The 25,843-nt window shown below is 44.4% G+C and carries 22 protein-coding genes; 7 read left to right on the forward strand and 15 right to left on the reverse strand.

The genetic code is table 11. From position 1 onward, the window contains the following. Positions 1 to 76: 76 nt before the first annotated feature. A complete protein-coding gene (locus tag AM629_RS07465) occupies positions 77 to 673 on the reverse strand; it encodes a DUF1454 family protein (protein ID WP_054477623.1) in 597 nt (198 codons plus the stop codon). 61 nt (positions 674 to 734) lie between these two features. On the opposite strand from AM629_RS07465, the gene AM629_RS07470 reads away from it, so the two are divergent. Further along, complete coding sequence (locus AM629_RS07470) at positions 735 to 1,169, forward strand: DUF805 domain-containing protein (protein WP_054477625.1); 435 nt, start codon at positions 735 to 737, stop codon at positions 1,167 to 1,169. A gap of 2 nt (positions 1,170 to 1,171) precedes the next feature. On the opposite strand, the gene fpr is transcribed toward AM629_RS07470, so the two are convergent. After that, entirely contained in the window at positions 1,172 to 1,918 is a 747-nt protein-coding gene (gene fpr, locus AM629_RS07475) for a ferredoxin--NADP(+) reductase (RefSeq protein WP_054477627.1), read from the reverse strand. 318 nt (positions 1,919 to 2,236) lie between these two features. Between fpr and emrD the strand changes: the two genes are divergently transcribed. After that, positions 2,237 to 3,421, forward strand: a complete 1,185-nt coding sequence (gene emrD, locus AM629_RS07480; protein ID WP_054477629.1) for a multidrug efflux MFS transporter EmrD — start codon at positions 2,237 to 2,239, stop codon at positions 3,419 to 3,421. A gap of 57 nt (positions 3,422 to 3,478) precedes the next feature. Here emrD and glpK read toward each other — a convergent pair whose 3' ends face one another. Then, positions 3,479 to 5,002, reverse strand: coding sequence for a glycerol kinase GlpK (glpK, locus tag AM629_RS07485; protein ID WP_054477631.1), 1,524 nt, complete (start codon positions 5,000 to 5,002; stop codon positions 3,479 to 3,481). 30 nt (positions 5,003 to 5,032) lie between these two features. Beyond that, positions 5,033 to 5,863, reverse strand: a complete 831-nt coding sequence (locus tag AM629_RS07490) for an MIP/aquaporin family protein (protein WP_054477632.1) — start codon at positions 5,861 to 5,863, stop codon at positions 5,033 to 5,035. A gap of 304 nt (positions 5,864 to 6,167) precedes the next feature. On the opposite strand from AM629_RS07490, the gene zapB reads away from it, so the two are divergent. After that, positions 6,168 to 6,410, forward strand: coding sequence for a septal ring assembly protein ZapB (zapB, locus tag AM629_RS07495; RefSeq protein ID WP_054477634.1), 243 nt, complete (start codon positions 6,168 to 6,170; stop codon positions 6,408 to 6,410). 65 nt (positions 6,411 to 6,475) lie between these two features. Here the strand turns inward: zapB and rraA are convergent, their stop codons facing one another. The 7 genes from rraA to priA form a co-directional block, all read right to left on the reverse strand. After that, on the reverse strand, positions 6,476 to 6,985 hold the full coding sequence (rraA, locus tag AM629_RS07500; protein ID WP_054477635.1) for a ribonuclease E activity regulator RraA: 510 nt from the start codon (positions 6,983 to 6,985) through the stop codon (positions 6,476 to 6,478). 108 nt (positions 6,986 to 7,093) lie between these two features. Further along, positions 7,094 to 8,011 (reverse strand): 1,4-dihydroxy-2-naphthoate polyprenyltransferase, encoded by a 918-nt coding sequence (locus AM629_RS07505; protein WP_054477636.1) that lies wholly within the window; start codon positions 8,009 to 8,011, stop codon positions 7,094 to 7,096. Between the two features lie 94 nt (positions 8,012 to 8,105). Next, on the reverse strand, positions 8,106 to 9,437 hold the full coding sequence (gene hslU / locus AM629_RS07510; protein WP_054477637.1) for an ATP-dependent protease ATPase subunit HslU: 1,332 nt from the start codon (positions 9,435 to 9,437) through the stop codon (positions 8,106 to 8,108). 11 nt (positions 9,438 to 9,448) lie between these two features. Beyond that, positions 9,449 to 9,979, reverse strand: a complete 531-nt coding sequence (gene hslV, locus AM629_RS07515; protein ID WP_054477639.1) for an ATP-dependent protease subunit HslV — start codon at positions 9,977 to 9,979, stop codon at positions 9,449 to 9,451. Between the two features lie 123 nt (positions 9,980 to 10,102). Further along, positions 10,103 to 10,906 (reverse strand): cell division protein FtsN, encoded by an 804-nt coding sequence (gene ftsN / locus AM629_RS07520; protein WP_054477641.1) that lies wholly within the window; start codon positions 10,904 to 10,906, stop codon positions 10,103 to 10,105. A gap of 69 nt (positions 10,907 to 10,975) precedes the next feature. Continuing rightward, positions 10,976 to 12,004 carry a DNA-binding transcriptional regulator CytR gene (cytR, locus tag AM629_RS07525; RefSeq protein WP_054477643.1) on the reverse strand — a complete coding sequence of 343 codons (1,029 nt, stop codon included), beginning with the start codon at positions 12,002 to 12,004 and terminating at the stop codon, positions 10,976 to 10,978. 568 nt (positions 12,005 to 12,572) lie between these two features. Then, positions 12,573 to 14,771 (reverse strand): primosomal protein N', encoded by a 2,199-nt coding sequence (priA, locus tag AM629_RS07530; protein WP_054477644.1) that lies wholly within the window; start codon positions 14,769 to 14,771, stop codon positions 12,573 to 12,575. Between the two features lie 220 nt (positions 14,772 to 14,991). On the opposite strand from priA, the gene rpmE reads away from it, so the two are divergent. Next, positions 14,992 to 15,207 carry a 50S ribosomal protein L31 gene (gene rpmE / locus AM629_RS07535; protein ID WP_054477645.1) on the forward strand — a complete coding sequence of 72 codons (216 nt, stop codon included), beginning with the start codon at positions 14,992 to 14,994 and terminating at the stop codon, positions 15,205 to 15,207. 137 nt (positions 15,208 to 15,344) lie between these two features. Here rpmE and metJ read toward each other — a convergent pair whose 3' ends face one another. After that, complete coding sequence (gene metJ / locus AM629_RS07540) at positions 15,345 to 15,662, reverse strand: met regulon transcriptional regulator MetJ (protein ID WP_054477647.1); 318 nt, start codon at positions 15,660 to 15,662, stop codon at positions 15,345 to 15,347. Positions 15,663 to 15,945: 283 nt separating this feature from the next. Here metJ and metB point away from each other — a divergent pair, with 283 nt between their 5' ends. The 3 genes from metB (at position 15,946) to metF (ending at position 20,770) form a co-directional block, all read left to right on the forward strand. Next, on the forward strand, positions 15,946 to 17,106 hold the full coding sequence (gene metB, locus AM629_RS07545) for a cystathionine gamma-synthase (RefSeq protein ID WP_054477649.1): 1,161 nt from the start codon (positions 15,946 to 15,948) through the stop codon (positions 17,104 to 17,106). Positions 17,107 to 17,108: 2 nt separating this feature from the next. Next, a complete protein-coding gene (locus AM629_RS07550; RefSeq protein WP_054477651.1) occupies positions 17,109 to 19,544 on the forward strand; it encodes a bifunctional aspartate kinase/homoserine dehydrogenase II in 2,436 nt (811 codons plus the stop codon). Between the two features lie 341 nt (positions 19,545 to 19,885). Then, positions 19,886 to 20,770 carry a methylenetetrahydrofolate reductase gene (metF, locus tag AM629_RS07555; RefSeq protein ID WP_054477653.1) on the forward strand — a complete coding sequence of 295 codons (885 nt, stop codon included), beginning with the start codon at positions 19,886 to 19,888 and terminating at the stop codon, positions 20,768 to 20,770. Positions 20,771 to 21,204: 434 nt separating this feature from the next. Here the strand turns inward: metF and AM629_RS07560 are convergent, their stop codons facing one another. The 3 genes from AM629_RS07560 to ppc all read right to left on the reverse strand — a co-directional run bounded on the left by AM629_RS07560 (position 21,205) and on the right by ppc (position 25,626). Further along, entirely contained in the window at positions 21,205 to 21,789 is a 585-nt protein-coding gene (locus tag AM629_RS07560) for a YolA family protein (RefSeq protein WP_054477654.1), read from the reverse strand. 307 nt (positions 21,790 to 22,096) lie between these two features. Then, a complete protein-coding gene (locus AM629_RS07565) occupies positions 22,097 to 22,678 on the reverse strand; it encodes a YolA family protein (RefSeq protein WP_054477656.1) in 582 nt (193 codons plus the stop codon). 311 nt (positions 22,679 to 22,989) lie between these two features. Further along, positions 22,990 to 25,626, reverse strand: coding sequence for a phosphoenolpyruvate carboxylase (gene ppc / locus AM629_RS07570; protein ID WP_054477681.1), 2,637 nt, complete (start codon positions 25,624 to 25,626; stop codon positions 22,990 to 22,992). Between the last annotated feature and the right edge of the window lie 217 nt (positions 25,627 to 25,843).

A 25,843-nucleotide genomic window follows, 5' to 3' on the forward strand; every position in this document is an offset into this window, starting at 1 on the left:
AATAGATTCGGTCGTCAGGGTCCACAGTATAGTGATCATTACAAACAATAGCTTTGTTTTTTATCACTAATCTTGATTAGTTGTCAGGTTCAGATAGTGATAGCTTAATCGGTTCAATAGCGAAAGTTAGTATCTTTTCGCTACTACTTATCACAATATAGCGAATTGCCCCAATATTTTGGCTGTAAAATGGTGATTTTTTGCCGTTTTTCAATAAATTATCAATATTCTCTTTGCCTTGCTCCAGTGAAAGGGTCGGGTTAAAGTGGCGCATCAGAGCTATCATATATTGCTTTATTAAAGTTTGATTTTTTTGGGTTTCTATTTCATTTTCTGATGGTAACAACGTGAGTTGCAGGCTTTTGATTTTCTCATTTCCCCGTTCCAAAACGGCAGAAGAGTAAAGTTTCTCATTGATTTTGCTGGCTGCCCGTGTCAGTGGCAGAAGAATGTCTTTGCCGGTGATTACGCGATACTCATGTAGTGGTAATGCCGGATTACGGCGATTATATTTTTCACGAAACAGTGGAATGGTTTCATCAAAGGATGGTGCATTCGGTAGAAGATAAATCGCCTGAGTTGCTGTTGATCTATCAGCATTGGCTGCCAACGGCAGGTTGGCGCTGATTGCTATTAATAGCATGGCCAGAAATTTATTGACGCCGATTTTCATGTTGCCACTCGCTTAGGTTAAACTGCACTGAAAAACAGCATACACGATTGGAAAAGAATAAATGACATTACAACAATGGGGTTTTTCATTCAAAGGGCGAATTGGGCGACGTGAATTCTGGATTGGTATCGGTATTTGTCTGGCTCTGATGTTGGTTATCTTTACTATTCAGGGAATGAGTGATTTGCCCATGCATTATGCGGTTTTTGCCGTTGTTTTGGTGATGTATCCAGCAGTAGCAATAATGGCTAAGCGTTTGCATGACCGAAACAAACGGGGAGGTTGGTCACTGCTTTTATTACTGGCATGGTTGCTGATCGCTGTTGATTGGGGTGGCATGGAACCATTCTGGCAATGGGGGATTGGACGTTTTATCCCCACATTGATAATCGTTATGATGGTGCTTGATTGTGGTGTATTTCGTGGCACCGATGGGCCAAACCAATTCGGTAAGGTGGCAGAAAAAGTCGATTTTGTTTCTGCTAAAGATGACTGAAATCACCAATATTGCTCGCTGGTGATATGCCCAGCTTTGCGGCGCAGGTGTTTTGTCATTCCACGCTGTTCTTTCAGCAGGTTTTGGGTGTCTTTCACCATTTGAGGATTACCGCATAACATAATATGGCTGTTGTTGCTGTTCATAGGAAGCCCGACAGCCGCTTCAAGTTCGCCATTTCCGATTAATGCAGGGATACGGCCAGTCAGCGAAGTGGGGTTTTGCTCGCGGCTGACGATAGTTTGAATTCGTAATTTGCCATTGAAGCGCTGAACCAGTTGCTGCATTAGGGGCAGATAACTTAAATCTTGTGTGAGTCTGACCGCATGTACCAATACGATGTTCTCGAATCTATCTAGATAATCCCCTTGCTGGAGGATTGACAGATAAGGACCAATGGCTGTCCCCGTTGAAAGCATCCATAATGTTTGACAATCAGGTATTTCATCAAGAATGAAAAATCCCGCAGCTTGTTCTGTGACTAATAAATCATCACCGGGTTGTAATGCAGCTAACCGTGGGCTGAGTTTACCTTCAGGAACCGTGACTAGATAGAATTCAAGATTATTATCTGTCGGGGCATTAACATAAGAGTATGCACGCTGAATTCGTTCATCATCTATTTCCATAGCCAGTTTCGCAAACTGACCAGCGGTGAACTCTTCAACCGGTGCATGCACTTTGATACTGAATAAAGTATCCGTCCAGTGAATAACTTGTGTGACTTTTCCTGTAACCCAGTTGGCCATTGAAACTCATCTCCTATCCTGAAATCCCGGAACAATTTTTTACGCTGTTATTCTAATCTATGGATACCAATACCATTATCGATTCTGTGTCATAGGGAAATTGACTGGTTTTTTCTTAATATCTGGTTTTGTATGTACAAAATTGTTGCCATTTAAGGCGTAATTAACTGTCATTTTTTATGAAAATAAAATTGTGTACTATCTCGAAAAAATTTTTAAATTTGTTAAGTTAGTCACATTGATGGAGTAAGAGACTACAGCTGTTTTCTAATCGCTGGGTAATTCTGTTGTTAATTATATGAACTTGTTGTGAATTCGATGAGAAAATTAGATAACTTTAATTTATTGCTAATATTGATTGCATTGGCTGCTGTGGGGCAGATGACACAGACAATCTATGTGCCTGTTATTGCAGATATTGCTAAAGACTTTAATATGCCAGCCGGTTCTGTACAAAGTGTGATGGCGGCATATCTGTTTTCTTACGGGCTTTCACAGCTTTTTTATGGCCCTCTTTCAGATCAGATTGGCCGTCGTCTGGTGATTCTGGCTGGCATGATGATTTTCCTGTTTGCTACGGTTTGTGTTTTATTTTCTCCCAATCTGGATGTATTGGTTGTTGCCAGTGCCTTACAGGGGTTAGGGACGGGGGTTGCTGGCGTTATGTCCAGAACGATGCCGCGGGATTTGTATACGGGTACTGCGCTACGTTATGCCAACAGTTTGCTAAATATGGGGATTTTAGTCAGTCCGTTATTAGCGCCAATGATTGGTGGTGTTATCGCGCATTTTTTTGGCTGGCGTTCTTGTTATCTGTTTTTGCTGATTCTATGCGCGGGTGTTGTTTATTATGTGTTTCGTAAGCTACCAGAAACCCGGCCACAGCAAATTGAAAAACGAAAAATGTTCACTTCTTTTCGTCATCTTTTATCGAACGGGCCATTCACTTCTTATTTGATGATGTTAATTGGGGGTCTGTCAGGTATTGCTGTTTTTGAAGCCAGTAGTGGCGTGCTGATGGGGGGAGTGCTTGGATTGAACAGTATTACTGTCAGCATCTTATTTATTCTGCCAATTCCAGCAGCTTTCTTTGGGGCGTGGTATGCAGGGCGGGAAGGAAAACCTTTTTATAACCTGATGTGGCATTCGGTGATTTGCTGTTTACTGGCTGGGGTGCTGATGTGGTTGCCGGGATGGTGCGGTGTCATGAATATCTGGACGTTATTGGTTCCCGCTGCGCTCTTTTTCTTCGGTGCCGGGATGTTATTCCCACTGGCAACAACGGGGGCAATGGAACCATTTCCTTATCTGGCCGGTGCAGCTGGTGCGTTGGTTGGCGGTTTACAGAATGTTGGCTCTGGTGTAGCGACCTGGTTATCAGCAATGTTGCCACAAAACGGCCAATTCAGTGTGGGTATGCTGATGTTCTTTATGTCAGTTTTGATCCTGCTTTGCTGGTTACCTTTGGCGCATAGGATGCAGCATCAGGAACATGTAGCCTAATATGTGTTCATGTAGTAAGACAAGGGTGGAAGATTCCACCCTTTTATCTAAGGAAACTTAGCTTTTATCTTCCCAATCTTGCGCGCGGGCAACAGCCTTTTTCCAGCCATTATATTTGTAATTACGTTCAGTGGTTTCAATGCCTGGACGGAATTCTTTTTCAATGGTGGCTTTGCTTTTCACTTCATCCAGATCTTGCCAGTAGCCTACAGCTAATCCTGCGAGGAATGCCGCTCCCAATGCCGTGCTTTCACGCACAACAGGGCGTTCTACGCGGGTGCCAAGAATATCTGACTGGAATTGCATCAGGAAGTTATTGGCAACTGCACCACCATCTACACGCAGTGCTTGCAGTCTGGTCCCTGCATCAGCCTGCATTGCATCCAGTACATCACGAGTTTGATAGGCAATTGATTCTAGTGTCGCACGAATGATGTGATTACTGTTGGTACCACGGGTCACGCCGAAGATTGCACCACGGGCGTAAGGGTCCCAATAGGGTGCGCCAAGACCGGTAAAAGCTGGAACCACATACACGCCGTTACTATTTTTAACTTTAGTGGCAAAGTATTCGGAATCAGCAGCATCTGCAATGAGTTTTAGTTCATCACGCAGCCACTGAATAGAGGCTCCACCAACGAAAACTGCACCTTCAAGTGCATAGTTTACTTCGCCGCGGGGGCCGCAAGCAATGGTGGTTAATAATCCATGGTTGGAACGTACAGCATCTTTACCTGTGTTCATCAACAGGAAACAGCCTGTCCCATAGGTGTTTTTCGCCATACCGGGCTGAACACAAAGCTGACCATATAGTGCAGCTTGCTGGTCACCCGCGATTCCTGCAATAGGAATACGGGTGCCGCCTTTACCGCCAATGTTGGTTTGACCATAAATTTCAGAAGATGAGCAAACCGTTGGCAGTAAGGCGCGTGGGATTTGTAATTCATCAAGAATGTGCTGATCCCAATCCAGATTGTGAATATTGAATAACATTGTACGAGATGCATTCGTGAAATCCGTAACGTGAACACGGCCTTGAGTCATTTTCCAGACTAACCAAGTGTCCACAGTACCGAATAGCAGTTCGCCTTTTTCGGCCCGTTCACGTGCGCCTTCGACATGATCCAAAATCCATTTTACTTTGGTACCGGAGAAGTAAGGGTCCACAACTAGCCCTGTATTCTGGCGAATATATTCTTCCAGCCCCTCTTTCTGCTTCAGTTTAGTACAGACATCCGCAGTACGGCGACATTGCCACACAATAGCATTATAGATAGGTTTGCCAGTTTCTTTTTCCCAGATAATGGTTGTTTCACGCTGGTTAGTAATACCGATGCCTGCAATCTGATCAGAGCTAATATCCGCTTTCGCTAATACTTCTACCAGCGTTGAGCTTTGGGTTGCCCAGATTTCCATCGGATCATGCTCGACCCAGCCGGGTTTCGGATAAATCTGGGTAAATTCTCTTTGTGAAATAGAGATAATATTAGCATTGTGATCAAGAATGACAGCTCGTGAGCTGGTTGTTCCCTGATCAAGGGCAACGATATATTTTTCCTCAATCATATTCTTTGTTGTCATGATAATAACCTGTTTTGGAGATCCTCTACTTTAAGCTTTCTTTTTGTTCTGGTTTTCAGTTTTACCAACACTAGTTGGCAGATTGCGGCCAATAAGTTTACGGTAGCCAAATGCCCCGATAATGCCGCCGATAATTGGAGCGGTCAGAGTAACCAGGCAGTAAGGGATTTCACGTCCACCAGTTAGCGCAATATCTCCCCAGCCAGCCAGATAAGCAACTAATTTAGGGCTAAAATCACGGGCTGGATTCAGGGCGAAGCCTGTTAGTGGGCCAAATGCACCACCGATAACGGCAATCAGAATACCAATCAGTAATGGAGCCAGAGGACCACGGGGAACGCCGTTACCATCGTCAGTCAGCGCCATAATCAGACATAGTAAAACGGCGGCAATGATGGCTTCTATCATAAATGCCTGAGAAATAGAAAGTGATGCCATTGGATAAGTAGAGAATACGCCCGCAGTAAACAGACTTTCAGAGGTACCACGAACGATATTATGTACCTGTTCGTAATCAAGGAATATATTGTAATACATCGTATAGACGATAGCCGCAGCGACAAAACCACCAATCATCTGGGCAATAATAAAAGGAATAACTTTTTTGCCGCTAAAACGGGCAAACAGCCATAAGGCAATGGTTACAGCTGGGTTAAGGTGACCGCCGGAAACACCTGCGGTAAGATAAACAGCTAAAGCAACTCCCAGACCCCAAATAATACTGATTTCCCACAAACCCAGTTGTGCGCCGGCAATACGGGCAGCGGCAACGCAACCCAGACCAAAGAAGACCAGTAGTGCGGTACCAAGAAACTCAGCGATACATTGCCCGGTTAATGTCGTGCTAGTAGTTTGGCTCATATGTTCTATCCTACTAAGAAGATTTTAGAGTGATAATTATTCTTTTCGCCTTTCAGACATTGAAAGGTGGATTATGTAAATTTATCGTTAATGCGCGCAAACGAGAAATAGCGCAATTGAAATGTGTGTGTTGTGTCAACAAAATGAGCGAATTCGCATCTTTTTATGATTGTGCTAAAAATTAAAGTATGAGCCGCTTTGTGCTTTTATTTGAATAGTTATTTTACTTGTACTGGGGATGTTGCTAGACAGGGGCGCTTTGGCTACATACAATCAGACAATTGCTTATAAGGGGGAACCGAGAATGTCATTTGAAGTTTTTGAAAAGCTGGAAGCCAAGGTTCAGCAGGCGGTTGATACTATTACCCTGCTACAAATGGAAATTGAAGAATTAAAAGAAAAAAACAGATCTTTATCTCAGGAAATTCAGAATGCAACCAGTAGCAATGAGTCTTTGGCTCGTGAAAATGAGCAATTGAAGCAAGAGCAGCAGGGTTGGCAGGAGCGTCTTCGTGCCTTGTTAGGCAAAATGGAAGATGTTCAGTAACGACAATTTCTAGCAGACAAAAAAGGGCGATTCAAAAAAATCGCCCTTAATTTTATACATTGCTGTCAGATGATCTCATCTTCTTCGCTATCATCAAGCCCCAGCGGCTCTTCGGATAGGATGATACCAGTATTATCAGCATACAGATAATCACCAGAGAAGAAAGTTACACCACCGAAATTTACCCGGATATCGCTTGTTCCGGTACCTTCATCACGACAGCCAGCCGGAATAGCCGCTATAGCCTGAATACCAAGGTCAAGCTCTGCCAGTTGATCAACTTGACGTACAGCACCGTAAACGACAATGCCTTCCCATTCATTTTGCACAGCGAGTTGTGCAAGTTCTGCATCAATCAATGCTTGGCGTACAGAACCACCACCATCTACCAGCAAAATGCGACCACGACCGTTTTCTTCAAGCAGGTCATAAAGCAACCCGTTATCTTCAAAGCATTTAACTGTGATGATTTGACCACCAAATGAAGTACGTCCACCAAAATTGGAGAACATAGGCTCTACCACATTTATTTCTTCCTGATAGATATCACAAAGCTCGGAAGTATCATATTTCATAGGATTTACGTCTGGTTAAGGTATGGAACGATAAGTATATCCCTTCCAGGCTGGTGTTAGCAAAATCATCAATTGATAAAATGGTACAAAAGATCAAATTCTGCCTGGTTAATTAAGAATAAGACCGATAGAAAAAAGAATGTTAGTCAGTAGTGCTGTTTTGACCATCTGTTCTAGCATTGGACGCATTCCTTCTGATGTGGGTTCATTAAGTACATACCACATGTGCTTGAGTAATAAGGGTAGAGCGAGCAGGAATAGCCAACCGGTCCAGCCAGGCAAATTTCGTATGGTAAATAATACCAAGCAGAATATTGCTCCGATTATCAGACTGACATGATAGTAACGGGCTTTTTTAGGGCCGAGACGGACAGCCAAGGTGTTTTTGCCATGTCGTTTGTCATCTTCAATATCGCGCAAGTTATTAATATTCAAAACAGCAGTAGACAGAAAACCGCAGGCCGTTGCCGGCAACATAACAATTGAGTCAAAAAAACTAGCTTGAAGATAGTAAGTCCCGGCAACACTTAACCAGCCAAAGAAAATCATTACTGAAATATCACCGAGTCCCATATAACCATAAGGTTTTGTACCGACTGTATAGGTAATTGCGGCAACAATTGCTAGCAAACCAAGTACCAAGAAACCTAATATGTCCCTAGGTTCTTCACAGGCAATAGCAATCAGGGTAGCACCAGATAGGCAAGCCAGCAGCACCATAATCTTCAGTGCCCTTTTCATCTGTGAAGCAGTAATAATTCCTTTTTGCATACCGCGCAGTGGTCCGATACGTTTTTCGGTATCACTTCCTTTAACAACATCACCGTAGTCATTGGCGAGATTGGATAAAATTTGCAGTATGGCGGCTGTTAATAGAGCAAGTAAGGCAACAGGGAGCTTGAAATGCCCGTTCCAGGCAGCAAGGGCTGATCCGGTCATGATAGCGGCAAGTGCCAGCGGAAGCGTTTTAGGACGCAAACTTTCCAGCCATGCTTGGGTTTGACTAATGGAAGTTGATGAGTTCATTTCTGCGTTAACTCGCTCCTTTGGATGTTATAAAAAAGTGATGGGAGGCAAGCCTCCCATCATTTATAGCGAATCAAGGAATCACATACCCCGATTATAGAATAAATCGGCTTAGATCTTCATCTGCAACCAGTTCATCTAAATGTTCTTTAACGTAGTCAGCATTGATGTCGACTGACTGACCGTGACGTTCGCTAGCTTCAAAAGAGATATCTTCCATCAGTCGTTCAAGAACAGTATGTAAGCGACGAGCACCGATATTTTCGGTTGATTCGTTTACCTGCCATGCTGCTTCAGCGATTCTGCGGATTCCGTCAGTGGTGAAACTGATGTCCATTCCTTCTGTTGCCATCAGTGCTTTGTATTGTTCAGTCAAAGATGCGCTAGGTTCAGTTAGAATGCGTTCAAAATCTTCTGTGGTTAATGCTTGCAGTTCCACGCGGATTGGCAAACGCCCTTGTAATTCGGGGATCAGATCAGAAGGACTGGAAACCTGGAATGCACCGGATGCGATAAACAGGATATGGTCTGTTTTTACCATGCCATGTTTAGTGGATACAGTACAACCTTCCACCAGTGGCAGTAGGTCACGTTGAACGCCTTCACGGGAAACATCAGGGCCTGAAGTCTGACCGCGTTTACAGATCTTGTCGATTTCATCAATGAAGACAATGCCGTGTTGTTCAACTGAATCAATTGCCTGCTGTTTCAACTCTTCAGGGTTAACCAGTTTAGCGGCTTCTTCTTCTACCAACAGTTTGAAGGCATCTTTGATTTTCAGCTTACGTGATTTGTGTTTCTGACCGGCAAGGTTCTGGAACATGGATTGTAACTGATTGGTCATCTCTTCCATGCCAGGAGGGGCCATGATTTCCACGCCCACGGGTGCGGTAGCAACGTCGATTTCGATTTCTTTATCATCAAGCTGACCTTCACGTAATTTCTTACGGAATGCTTGGCGTGCTGCTGATGGTTCAGACTGAACTTCTGCTTGCCCCCAGTTATTTTTTGCTGGTGGGATCAACACATCCAGAATACGCTCTTCTGCCAATTCTTCAGCCCGGTAACGGTTTTTTTCAATGGATTGCAGCCGAACCATTTTAACCGCAGCGTCTGTTAGATCACGGATAATAGAGTCGACTTCTTTACCAACGTAGCCAACTTCTGTGAATTTTGTTGCTTCAACTTTGATGAATGGTGCATTTGCCAGTTTTGCCAGCCGACGTGCGATTTCGGTTTTGCCTACACCAGTCGGGCCAATCATCAGAATATTTTTAGGCGTCACTTCGTAACGCAGCATTTCATTCAACTGCATACGACGCCAGCGGTTACGGAGTGCGATAGCTACAGCGCGTTTCGCTTTGTCCTGACCAATAATGTAGTTGTCAAGTTCACTGACAATTTCGCGTGGAGTCATTTCAGACATACTATCTATCCTTACGCTTTTGAAGGAAGTTCTTCGAATTTGTGATTATGGTTGGTGTAAATACAGATATCACCGGCAATTGTCAGCGCTTTCTCTGCAATTTCTCTGGCATTGAGATCAGTATTTTCCAGCATTGCCCGTGCGGCGGCCTGCGCGTATGGGCCACCAGAACCAATAGCAATCAAGTCATTTTCAGGCTGAATAACATCGCCGTTGCCTGTGATGATAAGGGAGCTGTTTTCATCTGCTACTGCCAGTAATGCTTCCAGTTTGCGCAACATACGGTCAGTTCGCCAATCTTTGGCAAGTTCAACAGCTGCCTTTGTCAGGTGGCCTTGATGCATTTCAAGTTTACGTTCAAACAGCTCAAACAGAGTAAAAGCGTCTGCTGTACCGCCGGCAAAACCCGCGATTACTTTGTCATTATAGAGGCGGCGAACTTTCCGGACATTGCCTTTCATGACGGTATTACCCATCGTTGCCTGTCCATCACCACCGATTACGACTTGGCCATTACGGCGAACACTTACGATTGTAGTCACGAGTAAGCCCTTGGTTACAAAATAGATAAATGTGACGCACGGTATTTTCGGCAGTGTATATAGCTATCGAAAATACCGTGTGCACGGTGCTAGGAGTTATAAATGGGGGAGGATTATAATTTTTCAACCCCCTGTTACACGGAGAATACAACCGGGTACTCCGGCACCTTTCAGACGTTCCTGCATTTTTTCAGCGGTGCTTTTACTGTAGGGACCAAGAATAACACGATGCCAGCCGCCCCCCGTTGTGATTTGGCTTTCAATACCGGCAAATGCCAGTCTGGCGCGTACTGATTCAGCCTGATCCATATTACGGAATGAACCACACTGTAAAATCATGCGTTGTGCGCTTTCTGCTGGTTTAGGTTTACTGGTTTCAACTGATGGTGTTTGCGGTTGAATTGTTTGAACTTGTACTTGTTGCTGAGGTTGTAGCCTTGCTTCCAGCGGTTGTTGCGTCTCTGTTGGTGGCTTGATGATAACTTGTGAACGTGGCACTTGAACGCCATTGTATGGAACTTCTGGCAATGAAGTTGCTGGTTGTTGCATATCTGCCTGCATCTGTTCAAGTAGCTGCCGTTGTTCTGCGGTTAACTGGGTTTGTGAATTTATTTGTCCGCTAGATGATGGATCACGCGGAGTCGCTATGCCGACAGGGCGATTTTCCAACTCTTTGATGTAGCGCCAGCGCTCTTCCGGTTTTGGCGGTAAGCCGTGATTTTGCTGAGGATGTTTTGGTAGTGTGTCTGGAGCGCTTTCCTGTTTATTGTGGGTAATAAAGTAAAGACCACCAATAAAGATGACCACCAAGGCTATTGCTACTGCCAATGTTGTTTTTGGCAAACCTTGGGTTTGGTGTTTTTTCTTGTCGGTATTTTTACGGCGGGGGTTTGAACGCCCGCGGCTCACATAATCTCGTTGTGCCACTGTCTAATTCGCTGAGTTATTTAAATAAAAGAAAATAAACAATATATTACTTAACCTGCGGTTATTTGCCTAGCTTTTAGGCGAACAGGCACTTTGTCGAATGATGAGTTCAGATTCTAATAATTGAGAACCGCCAGATGTTGTGTGGCCCTGGATTTGATCGAGTAATAGCAGCATTGCTTTGTGACCAATCTGATAACGAGGTTGGCCAACCGTGGTCAGAGGTGGATCGCTGTACGTGGCTAAATTTAAGTTATCGAACCCAATAATTGATAAGTCTTCCGGTATTTTTAAGCCCATTCTTTTAGCTTGCCACATGACGCCAATCGCCATCACATCGCTGTGGCAGAAAATGGCGGTAGGAGGCTCTGGTAGAGACATCAACTGTTCGGTCAGCTTTGCACCGCTTTCATGGGTAAAATTACCCTGGACAATATAATCTTCACGAATTGTCCCACCAGAGCGCCGCAATGCTTGTATATATCCCTGAAGGCGATAACGGCAAAGTAGCATATCTTCCGGTCCGGAAATGCAGGCAATATGTTTATGACCCAGTGTTTGCAGGTAATGGGTGGCGTTGAATGCTGCGGTCAGGTTATCAATATGAATAGTTGGAAGTTCTAGATCAGGTGCAAATTCGTTTGCCATCACCATTGGCGGCAGGTTTTTTTGTTCTTCTTTACTGGCATCAAATGGAATGTTAGAACCGAGCAGCAACATACCATCAATCTGTTTAGTGATAATCAGGTTGAGAAATGCGTGTTCTTGTTTATGCTGATGTTGACAATCACCGATTAACACTAGATAACCATGTTGCGTGGCTGTCTCTTCGATACCACAAATCACATCTGTGAAAAAAGGGTCACTGATATTCGGCACTATTACCAGGATCGTTTTCGACTCACTGCGTTTGAGATTGCGGGATAAGTTATTAGGATAATAGCCCACAGCCAGTACAGCTTGCTCCACTTTTTGTCGTGTCTGAGAGGAAACCTTTTCCGGATTCATGAGTGTTCTTGATACTGTTGCGGTAGAAACGCCAGCCACTTCAGCGACATCTTTCATCGTTGCGGAGGTGCCATTCTTTTTCTGCTCCAAAACTCACTCCTCATTTCCTGACTGATTAGTTATACCTGTTATCTTTCAAGTTGCCTCTTTGTTGGCTGCACTCACTCACCCCGGTCACAGAGTTATCTATGTTCCCGGGGATTCGCTCCCTTGCCGTTGCGATCCATCTTGAAATCCATAGGGTATAAACGATTGTCATTTTTGGGTTGCCGGAAGCCATCAGTCATTTTAAGTAAAATAATGACATTTGGTTTAGGATTATGACAATGTTATTAAGGGATCATTCTAAACAGTTTGGCAAATTCGTTTATTCCTTAGTTTGCAAAAAAAGGTGATATAAATCATTTATTCGATGTGGCTCGCAAATTAGTAAATAATTTTTCATTGATTGCGTTTATCAAGTGTGATTTTTCCGAGTAGTTAATAGAAGAATGTTTTATTTGATAAACTTATACCTGTTATCTTTCAAGTTGCCTCTTTGTTGGCTGCGTTCACTTACCCCAGTCACATCGTTATCTATGCTCCTGGGGATGCGTTCTCTTGCCGCCGCACTGCAACTTGAAATCTATTGGGTATATATGCTTAAAAATAAAGGTCATTAACCATCCGTTGGGTCCACATCAATACTCCATTTCACTTTTCGAGTTTGCGGCAACGCGGTTATTTGTGGGTAGACCATTGCCATTATTTTCTGTAGAGAAATTCTAGATGGATGTTGAATGAGTAGCTGCCAGCGATAACGACCGCTTCTTTTTGCCTGTAATGCAGGTACTGGTCCCATGATCCATAAGTTATCCTCGCGCAGAGGATGATTTTCAAAAAGCAAACGTAATTGCTGTAAAAAGACGGGTGACTGCTGATTATCATGATCTTCTGACCGCAAGATAATATGGCTGGTAAATGGCGGCAAAAATACGTTTTGTCGTTCATCCATAGCTTGGGCAGCGAATGCGTCGTAGCCTTTGTTCAACAGAATTTGCAATAACGGATGATCAGGATGATGGGTCTGGAGAACCACTTCTCCCTGTTTACCTGCCCGACCAGCACGGCCAGATACTTGCGTATAAAGCTGTGCGAAGCGTTCCGCTGCCCGGAAGTCTGCAGAAAATAGGGCGCCATCAACATCCAGCAAGGAGACTAGCGTGACATTAGGGAAATGGTGACCTTTTGCCAGCATTTGTGTGCCGATTAATATACGGGCACCTCCGGCATGAATATCAGTCAATCGTTGCTCCAGTGCTCCTTTACGACTGGTGGTATCTTTGTCAATTCGGGTAATAGGCACACCGGGAAACAGGTCTGAAATACCACTTTCAAGCTGTTCTGTGCCAAGGCCAGCAGGTTGAAGATGGGTAGAGCCGCATTGTGGGCACTGGTGAGGAACTGAGCGTTGGCTGTCACAATGATGGCAACGCAACTGACGATGGTGCTGATGTAGCGTGTAATAATGGTCACAGCGTTGGCATTCTGCAATCCAACCACACTCATGACAAAGTAAGGCCGGTGAATAACCACGGCGGTTGAGGAACAGCATTATCTGGTTGCCCGCTTTTAGATGTTCCTCAATACGCTTTATAAGTGGCTGAGATAACCCGACTCTTATCGGCAAACCTTTTAAATCCAGTAAATGTTGAGTGGCGGGTTGGGCATGACCTGCCCGTTTGGATAATGTTAGCTGGCGGTATTTGCCTTGTTGCACATTATAAAGTGTTTCCAGTGCTGGAGTAGCAGAACCCATGATAACCGGGATATTTTCTTTTTTTGCCCTGAATACTGCTAAATCACGGGCATGGTAACGCCAGCCTTCCTGTTGTTTATAAGAGCTATCGTGTTCTTCATCGATAATGATGACACCCAAACAGGCAAATGGTGTAAATAGGGCTGAGCGTGTACCGATGATAATCGCATTCTCACCGCGTTGTGCTCGCAGCCATACAGCCAGGCGTTCACTGTCATTCAAGGCTGAATGGAGAACGTCAACCGGTGCATTGAAGCGTTTTCTGAAACGGCGGATTGTCTGTGGTGTCAGGCCAATTTCCGGTACAAGGATCAGCGCCTGTTTACCTTGTGCCAGAATATTCTCCAGTACGCTAAGATAAATTTCTGTTTTACCTGAGCCGGTGACTCCAGCCAGTAACCAGGCAGAAAATTGCTGATCCTCTGCGCGGATCGCACCAATTGCTGTGGCCTGTTCTGTATTCAATTTCAGGCGTTCGCCGGTGATTTGAAAATGGTTCCTCCAGTCTTTAGACTCAGGTTGCATAGGATACAAATCGATAAGTGCTTTCTTTTTAAGTGACTGAAGGGCGCTTTCGCTCAATTCCAGTTCTGTAATCTGATGGCGATATATCGTTTTCTGGCGCAGTGTTGCCAGCGCTTGCTGTTGTTTTGGTGAGCGTTTCAGTTGCGCCAGCGGTATTTCAGCACCTGTCGGAGTCACTCGCCATTGCCAGAGCGGAGTTGGTTCAGCAGGTTTTCCCTGACGAAGCAATACCGGCAATGCATGAAACAGGACTTCGCCTAGCGGATAATGGTAATAGTTGGAAGCCCAGAGTAATAATTGCCAAAGATCTGCTGAAAATAAAGGGCGAGTATCGAGAATAGATTCTATTGGTTTCAGTTGTTCTGCTGGAATATCACTACTATCGGTTGTTCCAGTGACGATACCAATCGCTTTACGTTTGCCAAAAGGTACTGTTACCCGCATCCCGGCAACGGGTAATTGGCTGTTTGCGGGTAGTAGATAGTCAAAAGAACGAGTAAGAGGGACCGGCAAAGCAACCTGAACAACAGCCATAAAATTATTCCATAAGATCAATGAGTAAGTCAGAGTATAGTCAAAAATTGACTATAGAGTATCACAGACCATGAACGGATTTCATTGCGAGATAGATGGATATTCTGTATGATCCGCCGCCTTTGGTATGGAAGATGCCAAACTTATTTTATCAACGCGACGTGTGGTGTCTGGCGGCAACAGGGCTGGATAGCGACACGGCCTTAACAGAGGTTATCCCATGAAAAAAGGTATTCATCCTAAATATGAAGCAGTTACTGCAACTTGTTCTTGCGGTAATGTAATGCAAATCAGATCTACCGTTGGTCACTCCCTGAATTTGGACGTATGTGGTCAATGTCACCCATTCTATACTGGTAAACAACGTGATGTTGCTACCGGTGGTCGTGTTGATCGCTTTAACAAACGTTTCAACGTTCCAGGTGTTGGCAAGTAATTGCGGATTTGTGTCTGCTTATAGAGCAGGCCACTGGTACGAACAAACGCCCGGTGCTTTGCATCGGGCGTTTTGCATTTAAAGTGAACATAACAACAAAGCCCCTGAATTTTGCAGCGGGCTTTGTTGTGCCACCATCAATATTCCCAGGTATCGGGATCAATACCCAATTCACGCATGATCTCTTTTGCTGCTTCTGGGATTTCATCGTTACGCTCTTTGCGTAAGTCATTATCATCAGGAAGTGGTTGCCCGGTAAATGCATGCAGGAATGCTTCACACAGCAATTCACTGTTAGTTGCGTGACGCAGGTTATTTACCTGGCGACGGGTACGCTCATCAGTGAGAATCCTCAACACTTTCAAAGGAATTGAAACTGTGATTTTCTTCACTTGTTCACTTTTTTTGCCATGTTCAGCATAAGGGCTGACATATTCACCGTTCCATTCAGCCATGGGGTACCTTAAATAGTCGTATAGTCATAAAATTAAGCCAGATAACAGAGCCAGCTTTCGTTGTGAAATATTGCCATTTTATCGTGATTTCCTTATCAATTATACAGTTATAGTATATTCGATAAACTAATTGCTACTAATAAAAGTATCATAATTATGATGGATAATTATCCCATTGGTTAATCTAACTGCAAAGAAGTTTAGATGTCTAGATGTGTTGACGTCCATTATGGTAGAGGATATTCTTCCTTGACTCAATTTATGGCAGACAGTGGTAACTGATATGACACGCAAACAGGCAACGATAGCAGTTCGCAGTGGGCTGAATAATGATGAGCAATATGGCTGCGTTGTTCCACCTATTTATCTTTCCAGTACTTATAATTTTACTGATTTCAATCAGCCGAGGACACATGATTATTCCCGGAGGAGCAATCCTGGTCGTGATATGGTGCAGAGAGCATTGGCTGAATTGGAGGGAGGGGTAGGTGCTGTAATGACCAGCAGTGGAATGTCAGCGATTCACCTACTATGCACCGTTTTTCTAAAGCCTGGTGATCTGTTGGTTGCTCCTCATGACTGTTATGGCGGTAGTTACCGATTGTTTGACAGTCAGAGTAAACGTGGTGCTTATGAAGTCGCTTTTGTCGATCAGGGGGATGAACAGGCGTTAAAGCGAGTATTGTCCAGAAAGCCAAAGCTGGTATTGATTGAAACGCCGAGTAATCCTTTATTACGTATTGTCGATATTGCCCGTATATGCCAGCTTGCCCATGAAGTAGGTGCGATAGTCATTGCTGATAATACTTTTCTGAGTCCAGTATTACAGAAACCGCTGGAATTAGGAGCGGACTTGGTTGTTCATTCCTGTACTAAATACCTTAACGGACATTCTGATGTTATTGCTGGAGCGATTATTGCTAAGGATGAAGAGATAGCAACAGAACTTGCTTGGTGGGCCAATAATATTGGTGTAACTGGTGCGGCGTTTGATAGTTACCTGTTACTGCGTGGAATACGTACTTTATCGCCACGGGTACTTTTACAGCAAAATAATGCGCTAGAGATTGTGAATTATCTTCAACAGCAACCGTTAGTGAAAAAGCTTTTTTACCCCTCTTTGAAAGATCATCCAGGACATGAAATTGCTTGTAAGCAGCAATCTGGTTTTGGCGCAATGATAAGTTTTGAGTTAGATGGCAGTGAACAGGCGATACGCTGTTTTCTGTCTGAGTTAAAATTATTTACTTTGGCGGAATCATTAGGTGGTGTGGAAACTTTAATTTCCCATACGGCAACGATGACTCATGCTGGAATGTCAGCACAGGCAAGGGCAGAAGCGGGGATTACGGATTCACTATTGCGTGTTTCTGTAGGTATCGAAGATAGTCAGGATTTAATCACTGACTTAGAAAATGCATTTCAGGCAGTAGTAAAGGAGTGACCATGGGTGCACTGGCAGTAGCAGGGGCGGAAAATGGCCGCCAATTACATAAGTTTGGTGGCAGCAGTCTCGCGGATGTGAAATGTTATCAACGGGTAGCTAAGATTATGGCTAATTACAGCCAACCTGGTGATTTAATGGTGGTATCCGCGGCAGGCAGCACAACTAACCAGTTAATTAACTGGCTTAAGCTCAGTCAGAACGACCGTATTTCTGCCCATCAGGTACAGCAGGTTCTGCGCCGTTATCAGCAGGATCTTATTAAGGGATTGCTACCTGAAACTGTTGCTGAAGAATTGATGGAGGGTTTTATTGCTGATCTTGAAAGATTGAGTGCATTACTGGATAAGCCGGTTAGTGATGTGACTTATGCCGAAGTTGTTGGTCACGGTGAGATCTGGTCTGCACGTCTGATGTCAGCAGTACTAGAAGCTCAGGGGATTCCTAGCGCTTGGGTAGACGCCCGTCAGTTTTTACGTGCCGAGCGGACAGCTCAGCCACAAATTGATATTGCACTTTCTCAGCCATTGTTGGGTCAGTTGTTAACTCAAAATCCAAATAAACGATTGGTTGTGACGGGTTTTATCTCCAGTAATCATGATGGAGAAACGGTTCTGTTGGGACGTAATGGCAGTGACTACTCTGCAACTCAGGTTGGTGCTTTGGCTGGGGCGAAACGAGTGACTATCTGGAGTGATGTTGCTGGTGTTTACAGTGCTGACCCAAGAAGAGTAAAAGATGCTTGCCTGTTGCCTTTATTGCGTTTGGATGAAGCCAGTGAGCTGGCTCGTCTTGCTGCTCCTGTATTGCATACTCGTACCTTGCAGCCTGTTTCCTCTAGCGATATTGATCTGCTACTGCGTTGCAGCTACCAACCAGAGCAGGGTTCTACCCGTATTGAAAGGGTGCTAGCGACTGGGACTGGGGCAAAAATTGTTACTAGTCATGATGATGTTTGCCTGATTGAGTTGCATGTGGCTGCATATCATGATTTTAAACAGATCCACAAAGATATCGATTTGTTGTTAAAACAGGGACAAATTCGTCCGTTGGCAACAGGTATTCATCCTGACTGTAATCTGATTCAGCTTTGTTACACTGCCGAAGTGGTGAATAGTGCCCTGAATGCTCTGGAAGATGCCGCGTTGCCGGGGAAATTGTCCTTGAGAAAAGGTCTGGCGCTGGTGGCATTGGTTGGTGCAGGTGTATGTAAGAATCCATTGCATTGTCATCGTTTTTATCAACAACTTAAAGATCAGCCAGTAGAATTTATCTGGCATGCAGAGGATGGCATTAGCCTTGTTGCTGTATTGCGAACCAATCAGACTGAGCATGTCATTCAGGGGTTGCACCAGAGTTTGTTCCGTGCTGAAAAGCGGATTGGTCTGATTTTGTTCGGTAAAGGAAATATCGGTTCTCGTTGGTTAGAGCTATTCACCCGTGAGCAGAAAAATATTTCTGCTCGCAGTGATTTTGAATTTATTCTGGCGGGGGTAGTGGATAGCCGCCGAAGTTTGCTTGATTATCAGGGGATTGATGCTAGCCGGGCATTAGCTTTCTTTGATAATGAGGCGATAGAGCATGATGTTGATGAGCTGTTCCTGTGGATGCGAGCGCATCCTTATGATGATTTGGTTATCCTGGATGTGACTGCGAGTGAAGAATTGGCCCGGTGTTACACCGATTTCGCCAGCTATGGTTTCCATGTTATCAGTGCTAATAAAATTGCGGGTTCTTCCAGTAGTAACGATTATCGTCTTATCCGTGATGCATTCGCCAAAACAGGTCGTCACTGGTTTTATAATGCGACAGTGGGTGCTGGCTTGCCGATCAACCATACTGTGAGAGATTTACGAGAAAGTGGCGATACCATTCTGTCGATCAGCGGGATCTTCTCCGGCACATTATCTTGGCTGTTTCTACAATTTGATGGTTCCGCGCCATTTAGTGACTTAGTTGAGCAAGCGTGGCAGCAGGGATTGACAGAGCCTGATCCGCGTATTGATCTGTCTGGCCAAGATGTGATGCGTAAATTAATTATCCTTGCCCGTGAAGCGGGGTATGAGATTGAACCAGAGCAAGTACGTGTTGAGTCACTCGTCCCGAAAGAAGCAGCATCAGGTTCTATTGAGCAATTCTTTGATAACAGTGGTGCTATTAATGAGCAAATGGTACAGCGATTGGCAGCAGCACAGGAAATGGGTATGGTGTTGCGTTATGTTGCTCGTTTTAATGCGAACGGTAAGGCAAAAGTAGGTGTTGAGGCGGTATGTCCTGATAACCCGCTAGCTTCTTTGTTACCGTGTGACAATCTATTTGCGATTGAGAGCCGCTGGTATCGTGATAATCCGCTGGTGATCCGCGGACCGGGCGCTGGTCGTGATGTGACAGCAGGAGCGATTCAATCTGATCTTAACCGTTTGTCGCAGCTGCTTTGAGTTGTAAAACTTTCACTTTAATCTGATGTGATTTCCTTCGCTTGATATTCGAGGAAACGTGAGGAAGGTTGCTCTGAGAAGAGAGTTCTTCCTCATTGTTGTCTTGGACATTTTGATCTGCCAACTCGATGTAAACATAACCAAATATCCATTGATGAATTTTTTTCCGATTCAGGATGAAGATTACTCACTCGCTTAACCCAAATTTTTTGTTGACTAAAAAATGCCAATCATTCATCTTGTTTAGACGTCTAAACGTATAGGTGTTTGGATGTTTAAATAAGAGTGGCTGGCAAATTATAAGATAGAAAATTATTCCGTTTGTTAACGAGGTGCAGGGTATGAGTTTTTTTCACGCTAATCAGCGAGAGGCGCTGAATCAGAATCTGGCTGAACTGGAAGGGCAGATCCGTGTTTCATTTGAATTCTTTCCACCACGTACAGTAGAGATGGAAAAAACCCTGTGGAAATCCATTGGCCGATTGAGCACCCTTAAGCCTAAATTTGTTTCCGTTACTTATGGTGCTAACTCTGGTGAACGTGATCGAACCCATAGCATTATCAAGGGAATAAAAGAAAAAACGGGTCTTGAGGCGGCTCCACACCTTACTTGCATTGATGCCAGCCGTGATGAATTGCGCAAAATAGCCCGTGATTACTGGGATAATGGTATCCGTCATATTGTGGCTTTACGTGGTGATTTACCGGATAACAGTGAAAAACCCAAAATGTATGGGGTTGATCTGGTTGAGTTACTTAAGGAAGAAGCTGATTTTGATATTTCAGTTGCTGCATACCCTGAAGTTCATCCTGAAGCGAAAAGCTCCCAGGCTGATTTGATTAGCCTGAAACGGAAAATTGATGCTGGTGCAAGCCGTGCTATTACTCAATTCTTCTTTGATGTGGAGAGTTACCTGCGTTTTCGTGACCGTTGTGTTGCTGCCGGGATTGATGTGGAAATTGTCCCAGGAATTCTGCCGGTATCTAACTTCCGTCAGCTTCGGCGTTTTGCTGCAATGACCAATGTTCGTATTCCGAGTTGGATGACCAGAATGTTTGATGGGTTAGATGATGATCCTGAGAGTTCTAATTTGGTTGGTGCTTCTATTGCAATGGATATGGTAAAGATTTTAAGCCGTGAAGGTGTGAAAGATTTTCACTTTTATACCTTGAATCGCGCGGAACTGAGTTATGCAATCTGCCATACTTTGGGTGTTCGTCCTTAATCGTTGGCTCTTACTAAGAAAACCTCTTAGTAAGAGCATTTTTTTTGCGGCCTTACTTCGATAAAGGATAAACTTTCATTTGTTTATAGGACAATAAGATTAATATATTTAAATATAATGTGTTTATGTTTCTGATGGTTAGAATTCCTTTCAGAGTTCATCGGAGATCAGTTATTGGTCGCGAATAGTTTTTTCATTAGCGAAATAAAGCGTTATGCCTATCTATTTATAGACAATTACCTTTGGGGTAGGTTCTTATTTGCTTAATAGAGCGTCATTGAATTATCACGGAATACAATGATGAAGAGATGCTAAAGATATTTGAATTTGTCATGCAGAGTCACTGAGGATAAACCATCGGAGTCAATATCTGTGCGTAAAAATGAACAAGGGCGGTTTCCCGGCCCTTGCAGATTTAAGTAGATTTCAGCAGGTTAAAGAATGCTGATCTGTACTGACATGGTATTCTGAGGCCAATTAGCAGAAGTGTTCTGGTATCTGAAGATACCATTCTGGTAACCGTCTAGGACGTATTCCTTAAGGAAGCCAGCCACAATTTGGCCCCCAGCACACGGCCAAGTGTAGTACCCGTTTGTAATGCAAACTGGCGTAGAAGAGTACAGCGAGTATGGCAGCATACCGCCGTTCATCCAAGCAAAGGAATTGTATCCGTAGCCAATTTCCAGAACAGCGGCGCGGAGCTGTTGCCCTCCGTGATTGCAGTTCGTTACCGACAAGTTGGAAGTGTATTCCCATCCGCAATTCGTCGAGCCAACGGCATAGACCCATATATTGGTTAGCGGAGGTGCTGGGATGTAAGCTAGTTCAGACTTAGTGTTGAGTTCTTTCTCTTCAACCCGGACGGGACTCTCAGGGTTAGGCAGCAGAGGTGATTGCGCTGTCAGGGCATTTTGAGTGGCAGGAACCTCCTGCGGTTGCTCTGTTTGGGTTTGGGCATAGGCATTAACGCCAAACAAGGAAGCAAGAGATAACAAAATGGCAAGTTTATTTTTCTTCATGATTTAATCCTCTTAGAAATGGAAGAGCACAATTCTAGGGAAGTGAGCAAAAATCACATTATTAAATTTTATTTATGTAATGAGGGGCGGTCTGCCCTTGGCGCGTCTTTGCTTATCTCATTGCGGAACAGAGCTGGGTAAATTATAAGGAATTATTCTTTAACAAAACTGTGGAATTCTTTCCCTAAGTTCTCATTAAGAGCGAAGCAAACTTTTAGGATTAGGGGAGGAGGGATAGCTAACAACCCATCGGGCTGACAATAAAAAGGGCGGTTTCCCGCCCCAGATTTAAGCTAATTTCAGCAGGTTAAAGAATGTTAATCTGCACGGACATGGTATTCCAAGGCGAATTCGTGGAAGTGTTCTGGTACCTGAAGGTACCATTCTGGTTGCCGTCGAGGTTGTATTCATTAAGGAAGCCAACCACAGTTTGGCCCGCAGTGCACGGCCAAGTGTAATACCCGTTCGTAATACAAACTGTTTGAGAAGAGTACATCTCTGATTTAGACAGTATACCGCCGTTCATCCAGGCAATGGGGTTGACCCCGTAGCCAATTTCCAGAACGGCGGCACGGAGCTGTTGTCCTCCATGATCGCAGGTCGTTGCAAACAAGTTAGACGTGTATTCCCATCCGCAATTCGTTGAGCCAACGGCATAGACCCACATATTGGTTAGCGCAGGTGCGGGAGCGTGAACAGACCCATCCTCGATTTTGAGATTCTGCTCTTCGGCTCGGATGGGACTCTTAGCGTTAGGCAGTAGCTGGGATTGCTCTATTAGGACTTTTTGAGCAGCTGGGATTGCCGGCAGTTGCTCTGTTTGGGCATAGGCATTAACACCAAACAAGGAAGCAAGAGATAGCAAAATGGCAAGTTTATTTTTCTTCATGATTTAATCCTCTTAGAAATGGAAAAATACAATTCTAGGGAAGTGAGAAAAAATCACATCATCAAATTTTATTTATATAATTGGTGAAAATTAATCTGGCGTCATTGCATATTTGCTTGTCCTATTGCGGAAAAAGGGTTGAGTAAATGATAAGGAATTTTTCTTAAATTAGACTTGGCCGGGTGAGAAATAGTTACTTTTTCGTTGTCTATTGAGCACATTTTATATGAGGTTTCCTGGGGAAAAGATATCAGTACTGTGCTCAATAATGTCACTACCGTTGCGCAGAGATTGCCTACTACTGACTGCTACTAACCTGTATTGCGCATTCCTGCGGCGATACCAGCAATGGTTACCATCAACGCCTGTTCGACCCGTGGATCAGGATATTGTTGTTGACGAGAACGTAGTAATAGTTCTGCCTGTAGGACGTTTAATGGATCGGTATAAACATTACGCAGAGCGATTGATTCTGCAATCCACGGTAAATCTGCCATCAGGTGTTCATCCTTGGAAATAGTTAATACCGTCTTAATATCTGCAGAAAGTTGCTCGCGCAGCCTCTGGCCTAACGGCCATAAGCTCTTATCTACCAAACGATGATCGTAATATTCCGTCAACCATAAATCAGCTTTGGCGAAGACCATTTCTAGCATACCAATGCGAGTGGTAAAGAAAGGCCAATCATGGCTCATTTCTGCCAGTACATCCTGTTTACCATCATTCACCACTTTTTGTAGTGCAGCGCCCGCACCTAACCAGGCTGGTAACATCAAGCGGTTCTGTGTCCAAGCGAAAATCCACGGGATAGCGCGCAGACTTTCTACCCCCCCTGTCGGACGGCGTTTGGCAGGGCGGGAACCCAAAGGCAGTTTAGCTAATTCCTGTTCTGGTGTTGCTGCGCGGAAATAAGGCACAAAATCGGGCTGTTCACGCACATAATCACGATACATGTGGCAAGAAACATCAGACAGAGTATCCATCACTTGATGCCATTCCGGTTTAGGCTCTGGTGGAGGCAGCAGGTTTGCTTCCAGAATGGCACTGGCATACAACGCTAAGCTGCTGATAGTGACCTGTGGCAGACCGAATTTAAAACGGATCATTTCACCTTGTTCGGTTACACGTAGGCCACCTTTCAGGCTTCCCGGTGGTTGGGAAAGCAGCGCTGCATGTGCGGGTGCACCGCCACGGCCAATAGTACCGCCGCGACCGTGAAACAAAGTCAGCGTGATGCCCTCTTTTTCACAGGCTTTGATTAGTGCATCTTGTGCTCGGTATTGCGCCCATCCCGCTGCCATCACTCCCGCATCTTTTGCCGAGTCAGAATAGCCAATCATTACCATCTGCTTGTCCTGAATCAGTGAGCGATACCATTGAATATTCATCAATTGTTGAATGACATTCTCGGCGTTGTTCAGGTCATCAAGGGTTTCAAACAGAGGGGCAACTGGCAAGGTGAACGGACAACCGGCTTCTTTTAGCAGTAGGTGAACCGCTAATACATCAGAAGGCACTTTAGCCATTGAGATAACGTAAGCCGCGATGGCATCTTGAGGGGATTCCGCAATGACTTTACAAGTTGCTAAAACTTCTTGAGTTTCAGCGCTTGGTTGCCAGTTATGTGGAAGCAGTGGACGTTTGGAATGCAGCTCACGCAGCAGGAAAGCCTGTTTCTCTTCTTCTGACCAACTGGTGTAGTCACCTAGCTCCAAATATTGTGTCAATTCAGAAATGGCGGTTGTATGGCGGGTGCTTTCTTGACGGACATCAATGCGTACCAGAGATAGGCCAAAACAACGGATGCGGCGTAAGATATCTAATAATTGACCATTGGCAATGATTTCCATCCCACAGGTTCTTAATGACTGATAACAGGCGTAAAGTGGTTGCCAGAGCTGCTCATTATCCACCAGCAAATCAGTTGGCGGCAGAACTTGCTCTCCTTTCAGCTGTTTCTCTAAATAGGTTAGCGTATTGCTGAGTTGTGTCCGTAGTTCTTTAGCGATTTCTCGATAAGGTTCCAGAACTTCATCACCACCTGCCAGTTTACGAACTTCTGGTGTACATTCGGACATGGATAGTTCAGAAACCAGAACCTGAATATCTTTCAAGAATAGATCGGCTGCTTTCCAGCGGCTAAGTAGTAACACATGGCGAGTCACTTCAGCCGTTACGTTTGGATTACCGTCTCGGTCGCCGCCCATCCAGGAAGTAAAGCGGATAGGTACCGCTTCGACCGGTAGGCTGTAATTGATTGACTCTTCCAGTTGTTCGTTGAATTCGCGTAAGAATGCTGGCACACCCTCCCACAAACTGTTTTCCACCATAGCGAAGCCCCATTTAGCTTCATCAATTGGAGTAGGGCGGATTTTACGGATTTCATCGGTATGCCATGACTGAGCAACTAACTGGCGCAGGCGGCGCATAATGTTATTACGTTCATAATCCGCCAGATCATCGTGGTCTAATTGTGACAGACAGGTGTTAACTGCTACCAGTTTATGGATCAATGTACGACGTGCGATTTCAGTTGGGTGAGCGGTGAGAACTAGTTCAATAGACAGTTCATTTACCGCTTTTTTCAGGTCGTCGTTATTGAAATTTTTTTCTTTTAACTGGGTGAATAATTTCGCTAATGCAACCGGGTTGCTGGCAGCTTCACCGTGTGGGGAGATGCTGTGATACTGTTCTGCGACGTTTGTCAGGTTAAGAAATTGGTTGAAGGCGCGGGCAACTGGCAACAGTTCATCATTAGATAGGTTTTGCAATGTAGATAATAGTTGCTGGCGGTGTTCTTCATTGCCGGCGCGGGATGATTTGGATAATTTGCGGATAGTCTCGACTTTGTCGAGAATATCTTCCCCTAACGCTTCTTTGATCGTGTCTCCGAGCAGCTTACCTAGCATGCTGACATTACTGCGCATTGCGGAATATTGTTGGTTCATATGAATCTTGGCCTTTATTGCTGGCAGAATGTTGATTCTGTTCCTGTAGAAAAATTTTGGTAAAGTGGCGGAAAATTGTTTTTGTAACGCCACAGTTTTGCACTTACCCTAAGCATGATATTCATATCAGAAAATAATCAGTTTGGGAGAAATTTCTAAAATTTAATGACCGGTTATGTTCTATAAGTATTACTTATGTGCCAGAAAGCTTAGGAAA

It is taken from the genome of Photorhabdus heterorhabditis, assembly GCF_001280945.1.
Taxonomy (GTDB): Bacteria; Pseudomonadota; Gammaproteobacteria; order Enterobacterales; family Enterobacteriaceae; genus Photorhabdus; species Photorhabdus heterorhabditis.